The organism is Lysinibacillus sp. NPDC097162, assembly GCF_044762185.1.
In the GTDB taxonomy this organism is placed as follows: Bacteria; Bacillota; Bacilli; order Bacillales_A; family Planococcaceae; genus Lysinibacillus.
This window is the reverse complement of record NZ_JBIWDT010000001.1, coordinates 196,027-212,213: the sequence shown is the minus strand read 5'-3', so window position 1 is coordinate 212,213 and position 16,187 is coordinate 196,027. Positions and strand designations below refer to the sequence as shown.

Sequence of the window (16,187 nt, the reverse complement as noted above, 5' to 3'; positions counted from 1 at the left end):
CCACTTATCACCTTTTTGTAAACGTGAATTACTCAGCAGCAGCTTCTGTAGCTGGAGCTTCTTCTTCACCTTGTTTTGACTCGATTAAAGCGTCAGCCATTTTAGCAGTTAAAAGTTTAACAGCGCGAATAGCATCGTCATTAGCAGGGATAACATAGTCGATTTCATCTGGGTCACAGTTTGTATCAACAATACCTACTAGAGGGATGTTTAATTTACGAGCTTCTGCAACAGCGATACGTTCTTTGCGTGGGTCAACCACGAACATAACGTCTGGAAGATCGTGCATATCACGGATACCGCCTAAGAATTTAACTAGACGTTCGTGTTCTTTTTTAAGTTGGATTACTTCTTTTTTAGGAAGAACTTCGAAAGTTCCTTCTTCTTCCATTTTTTCGATAGCTTTCATACGTGCAACACGTTTTTGGATTGTACCGAAGTTAGTAAGAGTACCACCTAACCAACGTTGGTTGATGTAGTAGTTGCCTGAACGTTCAGCTTCGTCTTTGATCGCTTCTTGTGCTTGTTTTTTCGTACCAACGAAAAGAACTTTACCACCGTCTTGACCAACTTGACGCATGAAGTCATAAGCTTCCTCTAATTTTTTAACCGTTTTTTGTAAGTCGATGATGTAGATCCCGTTACGCTCAACGAAGATAAATTTCTTCATTTTTGGGTTCCAACGACGAGTTTGGTGACCGAAATGTACACCAGCTTCAAGTAATTGTTTCATAGAAATTACTGACATGTGAATTTCCTCCTAGAATGTTTGGTTTTTTTCCTCCGCATTTATCGTTTGCAACAAGCTACCCTAATCTTAGAGCACCACTTACTGCATCAAAATGCGTGTGTAGTAATAACACCATTTGCAACTATATCACAGCTTCATAGCATTCGCAACTGTTTTAGCTATGAAATTTCAATAAAAGCTCGATTTCTGTCTTCCCTTTTTGAAGTTGTTTCGCAATTTCTTCCGCTGTTTTTCCTTGCTTCGCCATTTGAACAATTTGTTGTTCCACTGTTAACGGTTTTTGTTCTTCCTTTTGTATCGCAATTGGCTTCGAGACAGTAGCTTGCACTGGAGACGCTACTACTTGTTGTTGACGTGAATAAGCATTTGCTACAATATTTTTCGGCATTAAAATACGCGGCTCGCTATCTCGGCTCACATCCTTTTGATCACTTTCAGCCTGTGACAAAGGCTGTCCCTGATCTTTTTGCACGTTAAATTGCTTTGGTTGTTGTCCTATACCAGTTGTCTTTTCAGGCTTTGGTACGACTTGTAACGCTTGAATGAGACGATTATTTTCATCCTTCATTTCAGCTAAATACAGACTGATAGAGTCATCCATTTCCCGCATTAAACGTTCCTGCTTTTTTTCTAAATCTTTGAATTTCGCTAATTTCGTATTTAATATAATAATGAAATAAAATGATAGTAGCTGTAATACAAAGAGAACGGCTATTAGTATGGTTGTCATAGTAAACTCCTATCCACTAAAGTCTACGAAATTACCTTTGAAAGGATGCTGAGCCTGTTTTTCTGGTTTTTCGTTAGGCTGTTTTTTCTTTTTAAGCGTGCCTTTTATATATTCGCCACCCGCTTCTTCCTCTTCACTAATCTCAGCCATACCTTCTGAAGTATTCACAGCTTTTTGCTTGCGCTCTATTTCCTTTTTCAGCGCTTCATTTGCGTGTGCTTGTTGAGCTAAAGTTTGTTGTTGTGCCTGATCTGCCATTTTACCTGCTTCAAACGTTTTTGGAAGAGCTATTTGTAATTCGACACCTTTTAAACTCATAATATTTCCTCCCTCAACAATACTTTCTAGAATACTTACGCATTAATAATTTCACTAGACAATAGCTTGCGTAACTTAAATAATGCCTTTGAGTGAATTTGCGAAATACGAGATGTTGACAATTCGAGCATTTCTCCAATTTCAGTTAAGGTCAATTCCTCTGTATAAAATAAACTCAGTACGAGCTGCTCTTTTTCGTTTAGCTTTTGTATATTTACTGCTAAATCATCAAGTAATTCTGATTTTATTACGACCTGCTCAGGGGTTTTTGTCGTATCGTCACGGATTACAAACGACTTTCCCTCAGCCTCTTCTTGATCTTGTTGCTCATTTATGGATAGTACATTAGAGAAGAAGTGCTCCTGTACAGTTTGATAAATATCCTCTACAGGTAACTCCATCTGTTCTGCAAGCTCCTCAGGTGTCACATGACGCATAAACTGTTGTTCTAATTGTTCAATTTTGGCATCCAACTTTTTTGCCTTTTCTCGCGCAGAGCGTGGTAACCAATCTTCTTTACGCAAGCCATCAATGATTGCGCCCCTTACTCTAAAAGAAGCATATGTATCAAATTTTAAGTCTCGATTTATATCAAATTTATTTAACGCATCAAATAGACCTAACATGCCTAAGCTTGTTAAATCGTCACGAGATACACTCTTAGGTACACCTGCACCGATTCGTTGTACATGATAAGTCACAAGAGATGTATATTTTTTTATTAGTAAATCACCCGCATCTGGATCACGTTCATTAATCCATCGATTCCACAGCTTTTGTTCATCGTTTAGAATTGGTTGTGTCATAAAATCCACCTCTCTTTTAAAAGCTCTTTTGCACCTGTTAGCCTGGACTATTGTAGCCTCTTGAATGCTCCAAGGCGTATTTGTACCAGTCGCTGTAATTAACGCTTTTTAAAAAAACTGCATGTATATAAAAGAATCATACTTATCACATCTTGAGTATCCTGCTTACAATGACTGACAAACTTAGATACAAACCTATACCATTCTTTCCTTTTATTATAACAAGATTCGACTATAATTTCATATGATTCTCTAACACTATTCTATTACTAACAGCTTTTACATTTTGGGCATAAGAAAACTGCCTCCCAATCATTAGTCGATAGCTAACATTAGAGGCAGTTCAAAGTGTTATGGCTTTATGCATTTACTTGTTGTTCATCTTCACGATTCATCATCGTTCGGACTACTTGTGCAATATCTTCCGTGCTTTCATCTTGAAACTCAACCGTCGAGCTCGTAGAAGACGTTTCTTCACTTTCCTCGCCAATGTGAGTAGAACTGTTTTCTTCAAGACCGCTATCAGCAAGTGATTGATCAGCATTTGGCGTAAATAGCACATACGCAATTATAAACCTAACAATATACATAACAAAAAATACGATAATTGCTACTACAAATGAACCGATAATGATACGTAATGGCGTTAATGGCTGTTGCAGCGTCATAAAGAAATAAATAGAAAAGGCAATTAAAGCCCCCCACAGGTTATAAAAAATAGAACCAAACATTATATTTCACTCACTCCTTGGTTTACCGTTCGAATATGTAATATCGACGTAGCAGGATTAAATTCAATAGTTCGACCGCTATTACCGCCTGTATTTTCGGCAATTAAAGGAATTCCATGACGCTTTAATTCAAACTTTACAGCCTCTACATTCCGAGGGCCGATGCGCATTGAATCTTTATCTGATGTAAATTGAAACATCTGCGCACCCCCAGCAATTTTAGCCTTAAGTTTAAATTTTTGAACACCCTCTAGTTTTAATAAATCTATCATAGCTGAAATGCCTGTATCCGCAAATTTCGCTACATTTATTGACTCTGATCTACCAAGACTAGAGTCAGGTAGCATCACATGAATTAAACCAGCTATTTTCTTTGACTCATCGTATAAAATAACGCCGACACAAGAACCAAGCCCTGAAGTTCTAATCGTGTTTGGCAATTTCGCTACATCCATTTGAGCAATTCCAACTTTTATAACTTGACCATTCGTGTTAGTGTTTAGCATAGGCTATGAAACTCCTAATGCTTTAAAAATAGCATCAAAAGAATCAGGATCAGGTAGTAAGAAGAAATGTCCCCTTACTGTTTCATGATCCTCCACACCGTCTTCAAAAATGGATGTATTTATTACGATAACATTATCACTAACATGTGATAATTCAATTAAGCCAATACTGATAATAGCCCCAAACATATCTACACTTAAACCTGGCACAGTGGGATAAATTTTTAAATTTGTAAAGTCTGATAACGCTGATAAATAAGAACCAGATAAAATATTCCCCATTTCCTGCATAGCAGATAAACCTAATTCAGAAACAGGTGGTTTTTTAAAGTCGAATGATTCATCCTGTATTAGACGACGGATAAAGCGATTAGCTTGTTCGATAGGAAGAATGAAGAACATGCTCCCTTCAGCATCACCTTCGATGCGTAAAAAAATCCCAACAACGACATTTTCAGAGCCACCAGCCAGTTCCATCATGTCATTAAATGACACCATTTCAACTTTCGGTACACGCATATCGATTTTTTTACCAAGCAAATTGGAAAGTGCCGTCGCAGCATGTGCGGCACCAATATTTCCAATTTCCTTTAAGACGTCTAAATGTAGTGATGTAATCTTTTGATTAAATGTCATAATCGTATCCCTACTTTAGTGGATTTAATACTTTCTCTAAATGCAATAAAATTAATAATCGTTTATCGATTTTCGCGACGCCAGAAATAAACTCTTCTTCAAGAGACCCTACTACTTCTGGTTGTGGTTCAATTGAGCTTGCTGGAATATCCAACACATCATTAGCTGAATCTACAACAAAGCCCACTTCCATGTCTTCTAATGAAATAATAATAATACGAGTAGTTTCTTCATGTTCAGAAATTGGCAACTCAAAACGTTCCCGTAAATCAATAATCGGTGTTACGACTCCTCGTAAATTAATAACGCCTTTTACATATTTCTCTGTTTTAGGTACCCGTGTAATATGCATGAGTTTCTCGATACCTTGAACATGTGATACAGGAATGGCATATTCCTTATCTGCTAATTGGAAAACAATCACTTTTATATTTTCTTGTTCAACTGCATTTGTCATGGTTAACACCTCTCTTATTCATTCACCTTATTTAATAAGTGCATTGCAATCGACAATTAAGGCTACTTTACCGTTACCTAAAATTGTTGCACCTGAAATTGCAAAGATATTCGTTAAGTAGTTTCCTAATGATTTCAGAACAATTTCTTGTTGGCCAATGAATGAATCTACAACTAAACCAGCAAGTTTCTCGCCTTTACGAACAATTACTACTGAATGGAATTCATCATCTTGTAGCTCTTTACGAGGAACCTCAAAAATTTCCTCTAAGAATACAAGTGGAACCACTTTGCCACGGAAGTCGATTACCTTCTGGTTATGAGCATTCATAATATCTGATGAACGGATAATCGAAGTTTCAATAATTGATGAAAGTGGTATCGCATAAATTTCTTTTTCTATTTCCACAAGCATTACTGAAATAATCGATAATGTTAGCGGCAATTGAATAGAGAAAATAGAGCCTACATCTTGTGTAGATTCAATCGAAATGTTTCCACCTAAAGATTCAATCGTTGTTTTTACAACGTCCAATCCTACACCACGACCAGATACGTCAGAAATAACATCTGCTGTTGAGAAACCAGAGGCTAAAATTAGCTCATTGATTTGATTATCTGTCATTGCAAGTGATTGTTCATGCGTAACGATCCCTTTTGAAATCGCTTTTGACAGCACTTTATCACGATTAATGCCAGCACCGTCATCTTCAATTTCGATAAAGACATAGTTACCGCTATGATAAGCACGTAATACTACTGTGCCTTCTTCTGGTTTCCCTTTCGCACGGCGTGCAGTAGGGTTTTCAATACCGTGATCGACAGAGTTACGGATTAAGTGAACAAGTGGATCGCCGATTTCATCGATTACTGTGCGATCAAGCTCTGTTTCCGCACCAATAATTTCAAGGTTAATTTTCTTATTAAGGTCACGTGATAGCTGACGAATCATTTTAGGGAAGCGATTGAATACCGTTTCAACAGGTACCATGCGCATAGTTAAAATGATTGTTTGTAAATCACCCATTACTCGACTCATTCGTTCTACTGTTTCGTTTAGCTCACCGTGATTGACTTCTGTCGAGATTGATTGTAGGCGTCCACGATCAATTACGAGTTCTTCAAATAAATTCATTAAAATATCCAGACGTTCGATATTTACACGGATTGTTTTGTTTCCTACAGGCGCATGACTTTTATCAGCTTTTGCAGGCGCTGTAGATTTTGCTGGTGTCGGTTTCGCCGTTGTTGTTTCTACCGCTTCAACTGTCGCAATTGCAGTAGCTGCAGCTTCCTGGCTTGCCTCGTATTGTTGTTTTTCACTAAATTGTTTTTGGTTAATTGAAGCAACTTTTACTTCCTCAACCTCAGAAACCTTCATTAACTTCTTCTGCATATCTTCTGCTGATTCTTTCGTTACGAATGCTACGTAAAATTGCTGATCGAATTGTTCATCTTCAAGCTTCTCAACAGATGGTGTTGATTTAATAACATCTCCATCTTTTTCAAGAATCTCAAACACCATGAATACACGCGCTGCTTTTAATAGACAATCTTCACGAAGACTTACTGAAATTTCAAATGCATTAAAGCCTTGTTCAGCAGATTGTGTAATTACCGTTTGCTCAAAGCTATCGTATTCTAACACACTAGATACTTGTGGTTTTTCTTCAGCTGCTACAGTTGCTACAACTTCACGAGCTGCTTCCTCACCAGATTCAATACGCTTTAATTGCGCTACTGTAGAGGACACATCGCGTTTACCATCTCCACCATTCGCAATATCCATCACCATTTCTTCTAAATGATCAACAGATTCAAATACGATATCTAAAATTTCTGGTGAAACATGAATTTTTTCATTTCGAATTGCATCTAGCACATTTTCCATCTTATGTGTTAAATCCGCTAAGTCTTCGAAGCCCATAGTCGCTGACATACCTTTTAATGTATGCGCTGAACGGAAAATTTCTCCAACGATTGCCAAATCATCAGGGTTTTTTTCTAGTTCTAATAAATGCTCACTACATGCTTGTAAATGCTCTTTACTTTCTTCGATAAACATCTCTAAATATTGATTGACTTCCATTAAGAGGACACCCCTTTTAAGGCAAATATTTCATAATTGTTTGTGCAATATCATCTACATCAGCGACTTCATCGACAAGCTGCGTTTCCACCGCAGCTTTCGGCATACCATACACTATGCAAGTTTCAGCTGACTCTGCAATAGCAATCACATTACCGGTATTTTTTAATGCTTTTAGCCCGTTTGAACCATCATAGCCCATACCCGTCATAATGACTGCTACCTTATCAAAATCTTTAAATTGACTTACATCTTCAAACATCACATCTACAGATGGGCGATGGCCAGAACGTGGTGGTTCTTGATTATCTAGAACGATGCCATATGAGATTCCTACTTTTCTTAACCTTAAATGGTATCCTCCAGGTGCAATATATGCCACGCCATTTTGTAAAATATCGCCTTGCTCTGCTTCCTTCACTGTTATCTCGCTCAATTGATCGAGGCGAGAAGCTAATGACTTTGTAAACCCAGCCGGCATATGTTGGACAATTAGAATCGGCGCTTGAATTGATTTTGGAATTTTTGTAATAACTTCTTGTAGCGCACGTGGTCCACCTGTAGATGTACCAATTAACACTATTTTTTTGCTTACTTTACTCCATTCACTATGTGGCTTCGCAACATTTGCTACAGTCGAAGGCACATTGAATGATGGTGACACTTTTCGTTCATTCGTTAATTCTTTTCTTATAGTAGACGGTGATACATTTGGTTCTTGTTGTCTTTTGCTACTCGAATGTTTTTTTAATTTAGTAATAGGTACCAACGAGGCTTGTTCCACTTTATGGACAAGTTCAGATTGGATTTTATGTAAATCAAGTGAAATTGTTCCGCTAGGTTTCGCAACAAAATCAACTGCTCCATACTCGATTGCAGTTAGTGCATTTTCAGCACCTCTTTGGGTTGTACTTGAAAGCATGACGACAGGCACTGGACAAATTGTCATAATTTCATTTAATGCATCGAGTCCATTCATTTCAGGCATTTCAATATCCATTGTCACGACTGTTGGTTTTAATGTTTGGATTTTCTTTATCGCATCTTTTCCGTTTCGTGCTGTTCCAACTACTTCAACCTTCGAGCTACCAACAAAAAAGTCACTAATTAGCTTTCTCATAAAAGCAGAATCATCGACAACTAAAAGCTTGCTTTTATGTAAAAAGTCCAATTAATCACGCCCTTTCGAAAAAATATTTCTAAGTTTAGATAAGAATTTACTTGCTGACTGTTCATGTGCATGCACTTCCTCCATACGTTGTTCCATAAACCGAGCCACTATCAGTTGAAGTGTCTTAGAAATAAGTGCTTCTGGATATGCGATTGAAAAAGGCACTTGCTCGCGCACAGCTTTACGCACAACCGGATCCTCAGGTAATGAGCCCAATACTGTAACCTCTTTGTCTAGAAAACGTTTCATCGTAAGCCTTAAACGTTCAATCGTCTCGACACCTTCTTCTTTAGAAAAAGCACGATTACAAAGTATATAGAATTGCTTATCCATATCTCGTACGTGAATATATTTCATCATCGAATAGGCGTCTGTAATAGAGGTTGGCTCCGCTGTGGTAATTACAATAATTTCATCAATGGATGTTAGTAATTCTAATGACCAATTAGTCGCACCCGCGCCCATATCAAATAAAATATAGTCGAAGTTTTTTTGGAGTTGTTCAAAAGCATGAATTAACCTTTCAAACATCGCTTCCGACCACTCGAGCACGCTCGACATGCCAGAGCCTCCTGAAATACATTGTAAACCATGTGGACCTTCAAAAATTACCTCATCTAGTAATTTTTTTCCTTCTAAGTAATCTTTCAAACTATAAGAAACATTTTTTCCAATTAAAATATTAATATTTCCCATACCAATATCCATATCTACAATTGCTACTTTTTTGTCCTTACTCGCTAAATTAATTGCAAAGTTCATTGAAAAGTTACTTTTACCAACTCCACCCTTACCGCTCACTACAGCAATGGTTTTGCCTAATTCACCTTGCCGCTTAAGCATTTTCAAGCGTAATGTTTCTGCTTGATCCCTCATTTTTCTTCACCTTGGAAAAACAAATTAAGCACTGCTTCTAAATCAGCTTCTTCAATATCTTCTGGTACTTCTTGACCATTCGTATAGTAAGCAAGTCCTTTATTATATTTAATCATTAAATTAATCATTGTGCCAATAGAATTTGTTTCATCGATCTTCGTAAAAATGAATTTTTCAATTGGTACGCCTTTAAATTGGTCAATAATATTAGTCATATCCTTTTCTTTTGCCGTCATAGCAAGCACTAGGAAGGATTCAGCCTGATCATCAAACTTAATAAGACGCTGTAAATCATCTACATATTTTACTTCTTTATAATTTCGTCCAGCTGTATCGATAAAGACTAAATCTAAATGGGACAATCGTTGCACAGCTTGTTCAAAATCTGTCGTGTTATAGGCAATTTCGACAGGTGCTTGCAAAAGTCCAGCATACGTTTTTAACTGCTCAATGGCAGCTATTCTGTAAGTATCTGTTGTAATAAAGCCTATTTTTTTCTTTTTCTCTAAAACCGCTCTTGCTGCCATTTTAGCAATTGTCGTTGTCTTGCCGACACCAGTTGGACCAAGAACATTAATAAATTTACGTTCATACGATAGGCCACCCATCGGCAATCCCTCTAGTTGTTTCCGCAACAAGTTTTTTGTAATTAACTTGCATTGTGAAAAATTAATATCTGAAGCTTCTTTAAAATGCGTAAAAAGCTCATCACCAATCGTTGTGATGAGCTCCTCATTTAGCTCTTGCTGTCTTAAGTATTCAATGAAGGGTAAGAGTTCATCCGGATATTGAGCTTGGCTAGCCTTCTTGTGCATAGATTGCATTATCGATTTTAAATCTGCAATTTCCTTTCGCAGTTCTTCAGACATACCTGTCCCATCTTGGGAAGATGGTTCATACTTAGGCTGAGCATGCTGAATTTTAGCTTGCACAGCATTTGTAATCTCTTGTAAACTAGCATTTTCTTTTTTAACGGGTATTGAAGGCACATTAACAGGTGCGGGAGCCGTATAACTCGGCTCCATTGAGTCAATCCCTGCAACAACCTCAAAATTTTTCTTTTTTACAAGCCCAAAAAGTTTCTTTGTTACTACTACTTTTGAATTCAAAATGACAGCGTCCTCGCCTAAATCAGCACGTACTAGCTTCATTGCCTCTGGTATGGAAGATGCATAATATTTTTTCATTTTCAATCAACATTCACCACCCCAACACTTTGAATTTCTATAGAAGCATCTAGTTCATTATAAGATAGTACTGGAATCTGCGGGAAATAACGTTCTGTCAGCTGACGTAAATACATACGAACTGCTGGAGAGCATAAAATAATAGCAGATTGTTCCATAAAGGATACGCGCTCTACCTCAGATGCAATGGTCTCTAAAACCGTTTGAGAATCTTGTGGATCCATCGCTAAATAATTACCGTGATCCGTTTGCTGAATGCTATCAGCAATCATTTTCTCTACTTTACCCGATACAGTAATGACTTTCAATGACGAGCTGCCACCTACATATTGTGATGTAATTTGACGAGCTAATGATTGACGCACATACTCTGTTAATATATCGGTATCACTTGTTAATTTTGCATAGTCAGCCAATGTTTCGAAAATAATTGGTAAATTACGTACCGAAACATTTTCTCGAAGAAGCTTGCCCAAAACTTTTTGGATTTCGCCTGTAGACAATGGAGCAGGAGTCAACTCTTCGACTAATATTGGATGTGTTTCTCGTAAATGATCGATTAATTGTTTCGTTTCTTGACGTCCTAAAAGCTCATGCGCATTCGCTCGAATAATTTCGGTTAAATGAGTTGATACAACACTCGGTGGATCAACAACCGTATAGCCAGACATTTCAGCGTCCTCTTTTACTTGCTCAGTAATCCATTTTGCAGGTAGACCAAATGATGGTTCAACGGTATCAATACCCTCTATTGAATCATCATCTCCAGGGCTCATTGCTAAATAATGATCGAGTAAAAGCTCTCCCCGAGCCATTTCATTACCTTTAATTTTAATTCGGTATTCATTTGGCTGTAATTGAATATTATCGCGAATACGAACAACCGGAATGACAATCCCTAGTTCCAATGCTAGCTGACGACGAATCATGATGACACGATCCAATAAGTCTCCACCTTGAGCAGCGTCCACTAAAGGAATTAAGCCGTAGCCAAATTCAAATTCAATTGGGTCCACATTTAATAAATTCACAACATTTTCAGGGCTCTTCATGCCGTCTGTTGCCACTTCTTCCTCAATTTCAAGTAACTCTTCCTCATCCTCTGGCTTTTTACGATCCATCATGTATGCACCGACAATTAGTGAAACACCGATCGGTAACGTTACCCAGTTAGGAATAGGCGTGAATAAACCTAGTAAAACAATAGTACCCCCAGCAACATATAGAAGCTTTGCTTGCGCGAATAATTGTCCTGTAATATCTTCTCCTAAACTTCCTTTAGAAGATGCGCGCGTTACAACAATCCCTGTTGCTGTTGAAATAAGAAGTGCAGGGATTTGCGATACAATACCATCACCAACTGTTAGCTTTGAGAAATGGGTTGCTGCTTCGGCAAACGGTAAGCCCATTTGTACAACACCAATAATAATACCAAATAATAAGTTGATGATAACCATCACCATTGAGGCGATTGCATCCCCTTTAACGAATTTCGTAGCACCATCCATCGCTCCATAGAAATCCGCTTCACCCGCAACTTTATCACGTCGTTCACGTGCTTCTCGTTCAGAAATAACACCTGCATTTAAATCCGCATCAATACTCATTTGTTTACCTGGCATCGCATCAAGAGTGAATCGAGCAGCTACCTCTGCAACACGTTCCGCCCCTTTTGTAATAACGATAAACTGAATTAATACAAGAATTAAAAACACGACTAAACCTACGAGAATATTCCCGCCAACTACGAAATCCCCGAAAGTTTCAACAACTGAACCAGCGTCTCCATTTGCTAATATTGCACGCGTTGTGGAAACACTCAATCCAAGTCGAAACAGGGTCAACAGTAAAATAACGGAAGGGAATATAGAGAAATCTAATGCTTCCTTCATACTCATTGCTGTTAAAAGTACTATTAATCCTAACGTAATATTAATGACGATTAAGAAACTTAGCATCCACGGAGGAAGAGGGATGATGAGCATCGCAACGATTAAAATAACCGCACCTAAAACCCCTATATCGCGAACCTTCATTTGTGTCCCTCCTACAAAAAAGCTTTAAATTTTCCGCTTAATACGATATACATAAGCGAGTACTTCTGCTATTGCTTTGAAAAACTCTTCTGGTACTTGATCGCCTATTTCTACCTGATCATACATAGCGCGTGCTAATGGTCTATTTTCTACCATGATGACATCATGTTCTTTAGCGATCAGTTTAATTTTTTGAGCCACAAAGTCAGTTCCCTTTGCCACTATACGTGGGGCTTCCATACTATCCTCATCATACTTCAGAGCGATCGCATAGTGAGTTGGGTTGGTGATAACCACATCTGCGTTCGGAACCTCTGACATCATTCGACGCATCGCCATTTCGCGCTGACGTTGTTTGATTTTTGATTTAATGAGCGGATCACCCTCACTATTTTTATATTCATCTTTTATGTCTTGCTTAGACATTTTAAGATTTTTTTCATACTCATGTTTTTGATACATCCAGTCCAATAAGGATACACATAGTAACACAAGAGAAGCCGCGATACCCATAATGCCAACTAGTTTGCCAACAGTAATTAGGGTCACCCACGGACTTTTAAAAGATAGAGCTAATACTTCATGTAAATTTGACCATACGATAATTGTTGTTACCCCACCGATAAAGGTGATTTTTAATACTGATTTTAAAAGCTCTACAATGGCTTTTACTGAAAAAATTTTCTTTAATCCTTTAATAGGATCCATCTTTTTTAAATCGAATTTCATCGGCTCTAATGTGAATAAAAAGCCAAATTGTAGAAAATTGCCCGCTAATGCTCCTACTAAAGCAATCGCCATTATCGGTACGATAACATAAGCCATTTCTACTAATGTTTCGATAAATAGATGCATTACACTATCTATCGTAAGTGTTTCTACACGTATGTTATGGATAAATGTTTGCCTAAAAAAAGATAAAAGTTCATCTCGCAATGATCCCGCAAAGAAAAAAAGAAAGATAAACACCATGAGCATAACTATCGCACTCGATATGTCCTGACTCTTTACGACCTGCCCTTTTTTTCTTGCATCTTGTCTTTTTTTAGGTGTCGCTTTTTCCGTTTTTTCACCTGCAAAAAACTGTAAATCTAAGTCCAGTAGTAGCAACATGTTATCCACCACCTAAAATTGCCATTAAATCGCGCATACCGTAAATCATAATTGTAATCAACTTTTGTATGACTTGTACCATAACCGCCATCATCGTGAATAGCACTAAAAAACTGACACCAATTTTAATGGGAAAACCGACAACAAAGATATTTAATTGCGGGACAGTTTTTGCCGTGATTCCTAGCGCTAAATCCACTAAAAACAACGTTGCTACAACAGGTGCTGCCATTTGAAAAGCGATGGCGAAGACTGCAGTAAATGTTGTCATAACAAACTGGATATAGTCATCTTTCGCGAAATCTGGAAATCCCTGATCTATAGGTAAAAACTGATAACTATAGTAAATTCCATCTAGAATCATATGATGGCCATCTATTGCTAATAAAAATAGTAACGCCAATGTATTAAAAAATTGACCAATTAGTGGGCTTTGTGCACCAGTTTGTGGATCAATAATATTGGCGATGGCAAATCCCATTTGGAAATCTATAAAGCTTCCGGCAATTTGTATCGCCGACATGATGATATAGCCTACTAGACCTAGTAACAATCCAATAAGGGCTTCTTTCATCACTAAAAGTATGTAATCACCATTAAAAAGAAATGGCTCTACGTCGATTGTATAATACATCATCCAAGCTAAAACGAATGCGAGGGCAATACGTACTTGCTGCGGAATCGTTTTATATGAAAAGAAAGGTACTGTAACAAAAAAAGCCGTTACACGCACAAGCACTAATAAGAATACCGTTATTTGGGGGACTAGTTCATTCATGCACTCACCCTATATAACGCGTTAAATTCTCAAAAATATCTCTCGCATAGCTTGTTACTTGAGATAACATCCATGGACCAAAGAAAACGATGCCCACTAATACTGCGACGATTTTTGGAACGAATGCTAATGTTTGCTCTTGAATTGATGTTGTTGCTTGAAATATACTTACCGCTAAACCTGAGATTAAAGCAATTAATAATAGCGGTCCGCTTGTTAGAAGGATAATCATAATGGCACGCTCTGCAATTGAAATAACCATTTCACCTGTCATACTGTATCATCCCCTAAAAACTTTGTAGTAATGATTTCATTACGAGGTACCAGCCATCGACGAGTACAAATAATAAAATCTTAAACGGTAATGAAATCATAACCGGTGGTAACATCATCATCCCCATCGACATTAATGTACTTGCTACAATCATATCGATTACTAGGAATGGGATAAAAATCATAAAACCAATTTGGAATGCTGTTTTAATTTCGCTTAATGCGAAGGCAGGTACAAGCATAGTTAGAGGTATATCCTCTACCGATGCTGGTTTTTCTGCTTGATTGTATTGTAAAAACAAATCTAAATCTTTTTGCCTCGTTTGTTTACTCATAAATTCTTTAAAAGGCACACTAGCTTTCTCATATGCTTCTTCCAGCCCTATTTCTTCAGCAAATAATGGCTGTAATGCTTCTTTATTGACCTCTTGAAAAGTAGGAGCCATGATAAAAAATGTTAAAAACAAGGCAAGACCAACAATAACCTGATTTGGTGGCATTTGTTGTGTCGCTAAAGCTGTACGTACAAACGAGAGCACAATGACAATTCGCGCAAAGGAAGTCATCAATATTAAAATACTCGGTGCAAGTGACAGTACAGTTAATAATAATAGGAGCTTAACAGAGGTTGAGACATTTGTCGGATCGCTGTTGGAAAAATAATTGACTATATCATTCATTTATCATCATTCTCCTTTTGCTTCCATCTCTCTATTTCTTCACTACGCTCCTGTTTAATTTCAGAAATCTTCTTTTCAAAAAGTTCACCAAACGAATCTTGCTTTTGAAGTGTTGATGAATTTTGGTTATTTTTTCTCTTAAGCTTTGAAAATACTTCTGCTATATAAGGTGATGTTGCCGCATATTCCTGTTTTTCGTTATATAGTGAAAGCAGTGCTTCAACTTCCTGCGGATCGGTAATCTCACGTAAAAGTTGGACATCATCACCGACACCAACTAAATAAAGTGATTTTCCTATTTGCAAAAGTTGAACAGACTTTTGTGCACCTAACGATAAACCGCCTAAATTTTGTACCATTTGATTTCGTTGAAAAGTTAAATTTCTTTTATTTAGAAACTTCATCAACCCATAAAATAAAGCTACAACAAAAATAAGCGCCAAAACCATTTTTATGTATTCCCATGCAGAAACATCTCCAGCTGCTGAAACAACCGTATCTTCCTTCGCAGCTGGATCTGTATTATCCTTACATTCCTCTGGTTTTTTCATACAATACTCAATACTATTTGTATCAGAGTCAGCATAAACAGAAACTGTTGGTGGGTACACAAATAGGAAGGTTAATAGAAATGCGAAAATCATCGTTACACGAAATGATTTTAACATTTGCATGAAATCATCCTAGTGCTTTTTGAATCGCTTCAATTACACGATCTGCTTGGAAAGGCTTAACAATGAAGTCTTTCGCACCAGCTTGAATTGCATCGATTACCATCGCTTGTTGTCCCATTGCTGAACACATGATTACAGTTGCACTCGGATGTGTACTTTTAATAGCTTTAAGAGCTGCAATACCATCCATTTCAGGCATTGTAATATCCATTGTTACTAAATCTGGCTTTAATTCGTTGTATTTTTCAACAGCCTGTAGACCATCGGCAGCTTCCCCTACAACTTCAAATCCGTTTTTCGACAAAATATCCTTGATCATCATGCGCATAAATGCAGCATCGTCTACAATCAAAATTCTTTTAGACATGGTTAACTC

At 37.5% G+C, this 16,187-nt stretch carries 19 protein-coding genes; all 19 read right to left on the bottom strand.

Features of this window, described 5'->3' with window-relative positions; genetic code table 11:
• Positions 1-28 precede the first annotated feature (28 nt).
• The gene (gene rpsB, locus ACIQXW_RS01025; RefSeq protein WP_024362006.1) at positions 29-748 is read right to left on the bottom strand and encodes a 30S ribosomal protein S2; all 720 of its coding nucleotides are present in this window, start codon (positions 746-748) and stop codon (positions 29-31) included.
• Between the two features lie 157 nt (positions 749-905).
• A complete protein-coding gene (locus ACIQXW_RS01020) occupies positions 906-1,481 on the bottom strand; it encodes a hypothetical protein (RefSeq protein WP_402759419.1) in 576 nt (191 codons plus the stop codon).
• A 9-nt stretch (positions 1,482-1,490) separates the two neighbouring features.
• Entirely contained in the window at positions 1,491-1,799 is a 309-nt protein-coding gene (locus ACIQXW_RS01015) for an RNA polymerase subunit sigma (RefSeq protein ID WP_402759417.1), read from the bottom strand.
• A gap of 35 nt (positions 1,800-1,834) precedes the next feature.
• The gene (locus ACIQXW_RS01010; RefSeq protein ID WP_340825823.1) at positions 1,835-2,605 is read right to left on the bottom strand and encodes a FliA/WhiG family RNA polymerase sigma factor; all 771 of its coding nucleotides are present in this window, start codon (positions 2,603-2,605) and stop codon (positions 1,835-1,837) included.
• 359 nt (positions 2,606-2,964) lie between these two features.
• Positions 2,965-3,336: a hypothetical protein gene (locus tag ACIQXW_RS01005; RefSeq protein WP_340825824.1), complete on the bottom strand. Its 372-nt coding sequence runs from the start codon at positions 3,334-3,336 to the stop codon at positions 2,965-2,967.
• Entirely contained in the window at positions 3,336-3,842 is a 507-nt protein-coding gene (locus ACIQXW_RS01000; protein ID WP_340825826.1) for a chemotaxis protein CheD, read from the bottom strand. The genes ACIQXW_RS01005 and ACIQXW_RS01000 overlap by 1 nt, the downstream gene beginning before the upstream one ends.
• Positions 3,843-3,845: 3 nt before the next feature.
• A complete protein-coding gene (locus ACIQXW_RS00995; RefSeq protein ID WP_340825827.1) occupies positions 3,846-4,478 on the bottom strand; it encodes a chemotaxis protein CheC in 633 nt (210 codons plus the stop codon).
• A gap of 10 nt (positions 4,479-4,488) precedes the next feature.
• Complete coding sequence (locus tag ACIQXW_RS00990) at positions 4,489-4,935, bottom strand: chemotaxis protein CheW (protein WP_340825828.1); 447 nt, start codon at positions 4,933-4,935, stop codon at positions 4,489-4,491.
• A gap of 27 nt (positions 4,936-4,962) precedes the next feature.
• Positions 4,963-7,023 carry a chemotaxis protein CheW gene (locus tag ACIQXW_RS00985; RefSeq protein WP_402759414.1) on the bottom strand — a complete coding sequence of 687 codons (2,061 nt, stop codon included), beginning with the start codon at positions 7,021-7,023 and terminating at the stop codon, positions 4,963-4,965.
• A gap of 16 nt (positions 7,024-7,039) precedes the next feature.
• Positions 7,040-8,194, bottom strand: a complete 1,155-nt coding sequence (locus ACIQXW_RS00980; protein WP_401020363.1) for a protein-glutamate methylesterase/protein-glutamine glutaminase — start codon at positions 8,192-8,194, stop codon at positions 7,040-7,042.
• Complete coding sequence (locus ACIQXW_RS00975; protein ID WP_340825832.1) at positions 8,195-9,070, bottom strand: MinD/ParA family protein; 876 nt, start codon at positions 9,068-9,070, stop codon at positions 8,195-8,197.
• A complete protein-coding gene (gene flhF / locus ACIQXW_RS00970; RefSeq protein ID WP_401020365.1) occupies positions 9,067-10,263 on the bottom strand; it encodes a flagellar biosynthesis GTPase FlhF in 1,197 nt (398 codons plus the stop codon). The genes ACIQXW_RS00975 and flhF overlap by 4 nt, the downstream gene beginning before the upstream one ends.
• Positions 10,260-12,293 (bottom strand): flagellar biosynthesis protein FlhA, encoded by a 2,034-nt coding sequence (gene flhA / locus ACIQXW_RS00965; protein WP_402759411.1) that lies wholly within the window; start codon positions 12,291-12,293, stop codon positions 10,260-10,262. Before flhA ends, flhF begins: the two co-directional genes overlap by 4 nt.
• Positions 12,294-12,317: 24 nt before the next feature.
• Positions 12,318-13,406 (bottom strand): flagellar biosynthesis protein FlhB, encoded by a 1,089-nt coding sequence (gene flhB / locus ACIQXW_RS00960; protein WP_340825835.1) that lies wholly within the window; start codon positions 13,404-13,406, stop codon positions 12,318-12,320.
• Position 13,407: 1 nt separating this feature from the next.
• Complete coding sequence (gene fliR / locus ACIQXW_RS00955; RefSeq protein ID WP_401009467.1) at positions 13,408-14,184, bottom strand: flagellar biosynthetic protein FliR; 777 nt, start codon at positions 14,182-14,184, stop codon at positions 13,408-13,410.
• 4 nt (positions 14,185-14,188) lie between these two features.
• Positions 14,189-14,458 (bottom strand): flagellar biosynthesis protein FliQ, encoded by a 270-nt coding sequence (gene fliQ, locus ACIQXW_RS00950; RefSeq protein ID WP_173477750.1) that lies wholly within the window; start codon positions 14,456-14,458, stop codon positions 14,189-14,191.
• A 13-nt stretch (positions 14,459-14,471) separates the two neighbouring features.
• Positions 14,472-15,137, bottom strand: coding sequence for a flagellar type III secretion system pore protein FliP (gene fliP / locus ACIQXW_RS00945; RefSeq protein ID WP_340825838.1), 666 nt, complete (start codon positions 15,135-15,137; stop codon positions 14,472-14,474).
• The gene (locus tag ACIQXW_RS00940) at positions 15,134-15,805 is read right to left on the bottom strand and encodes a flagellar biosynthetic protein FliO (RefSeq protein ID WP_340825840.1); all 672 of its coding nucleotides are present in this window, start codon (positions 15,803-15,805) and stop codon (positions 15,134-15,136) included. The genes fliP and ACIQXW_RS00940 overlap by 4 nt, the downstream gene beginning before the upstream one ends.
• Before the next feature lie 10 nt (positions 15,806-15,815).
• Complete coding sequence (locus ACIQXW_RS00935) at positions 15,816-16,178, bottom strand: response regulator (RefSeq protein WP_340825841.1); 363 nt, start codon at positions 16,176-16,178, stop codon at positions 15,816-15,818.
• Between the last annotated feature and the right edge of the window lie 9 nt (positions 16,179-16,187).

Bases quoted from the DNA above. Each gene is read 5' to 3' on its own strand.
- ACIQXW_RS01020 (WP_402759419.1), bottom strand. From the start codon at position 1,481: ATGACAACCATACTAATAGCCGTTCTCTTTGTATTACAGCTACTATCA.
- flhA (WP_402759411.1), bottom strand. From the start codon at position 12,293: ATGAAGGTTCGCGATATAGGGGTTTTAGGTGCGGTTATTTTAATCGTT.
- ACIQXW_RS00975 (WP_340825832.1), bottom strand. From the start codon at position 9,070: ATGAGGGATCAAGCAGAAACATTACGCTTGAAAATGCTTAAGCGGCAA.
- ACIQXW_RS01005 (WP_340825824.1), bottom strand. From the start codon at position 3,336: ATGTTTGGTTCTATTTTTTATAACCTGTGGGGGGCTTTAATTGCCTTT.
- ACIQXW_RS01010 (WP_340825823.1), bottom strand. From the start codon at position 2,605: ATGACACAACCAATTCTAAACGATGAACAAAAGCTGTGGAATCGATGG.
- ACIQXW_RS00935 (WP_340825841.1), bottom strand. From the start codon at position 16,178: ATGTCTAAAAGAATTTTGATTGTAGACGATGCTGCATTTATGCGCATG.
- ACIQXW_RS00985 (WP_402759414.1), bottom strand. From the start codon at position 7,023: ATGGAAGTCAATCAATATTTAGAGATGTTTATCGAAGAAAGTAAAGAG.
- fliQ (WP_173477750.1), bottom strand. From the start codon at position 14,458: ATGACAGGTGAAATGGTTATTTCAATTGCAGAGCGTGCCATTATGATT.
- ACIQXW_RS00995 (WP_340825827.1), bottom strand. From the start codon at position 4,478: ATGACATTTAATCAAAAGATTACATCACTACATTTAGACGTCTTAAAG.
- fliR (WP_401009467.1), bottom strand. From the start codon at position 14,184: ATGAATGAACTAGTCCCCCAAATAACGGTATTCTTATTAGTGCTTGTG.
- ACIQXW_RS01015 (WP_402759417.1), bottom strand. From the start codon at position 1,799: ATGAGTTTAAAAGGTGTCGAATTACAAATAGCTCTTCCAAAAACGTTT.
- ACIQXW_RS00990 (WP_340825828.1), bottom strand. From the start codon at position 4,935: ATGACAAATGCAGTTGAACAAGAAAATATAAAAGTGATTGTTTTCCAA.
- flhB (WP_340825835.1), bottom strand. From the start codon at position 13,406: ATGTTGCTACTACTGGACTTAGATTTACAGTTTTTTGCAGGTGAAAAA.
- rpsB (WP_024362006.1), bottom strand. From the start codon at position 748: ATGTCAGTAATTTCTATGAAACAATTACTTGAAGCTGGTGTACATTTC.
- fliP (WP_340825838.1), bottom strand. From the start codon at position 15,137: ATGAATGATATAGTCAATTATTTTTCCAACAGCGATCCGACAAATGTC.
- ACIQXW_RS00940 (WP_340825840.1), bottom strand. From the start codon at position 15,805: ATGTTAAAATCATTTCGTGTAACGATGATTTTCGCATTTCTATTAACC.
- ACIQXW_RS01000 (WP_340825826.1), bottom strand. From the start codon at position 3,842: ATGCTAAACACTAACACGAATGGTCAAGTTATAAAAGTTGGAATTGCT.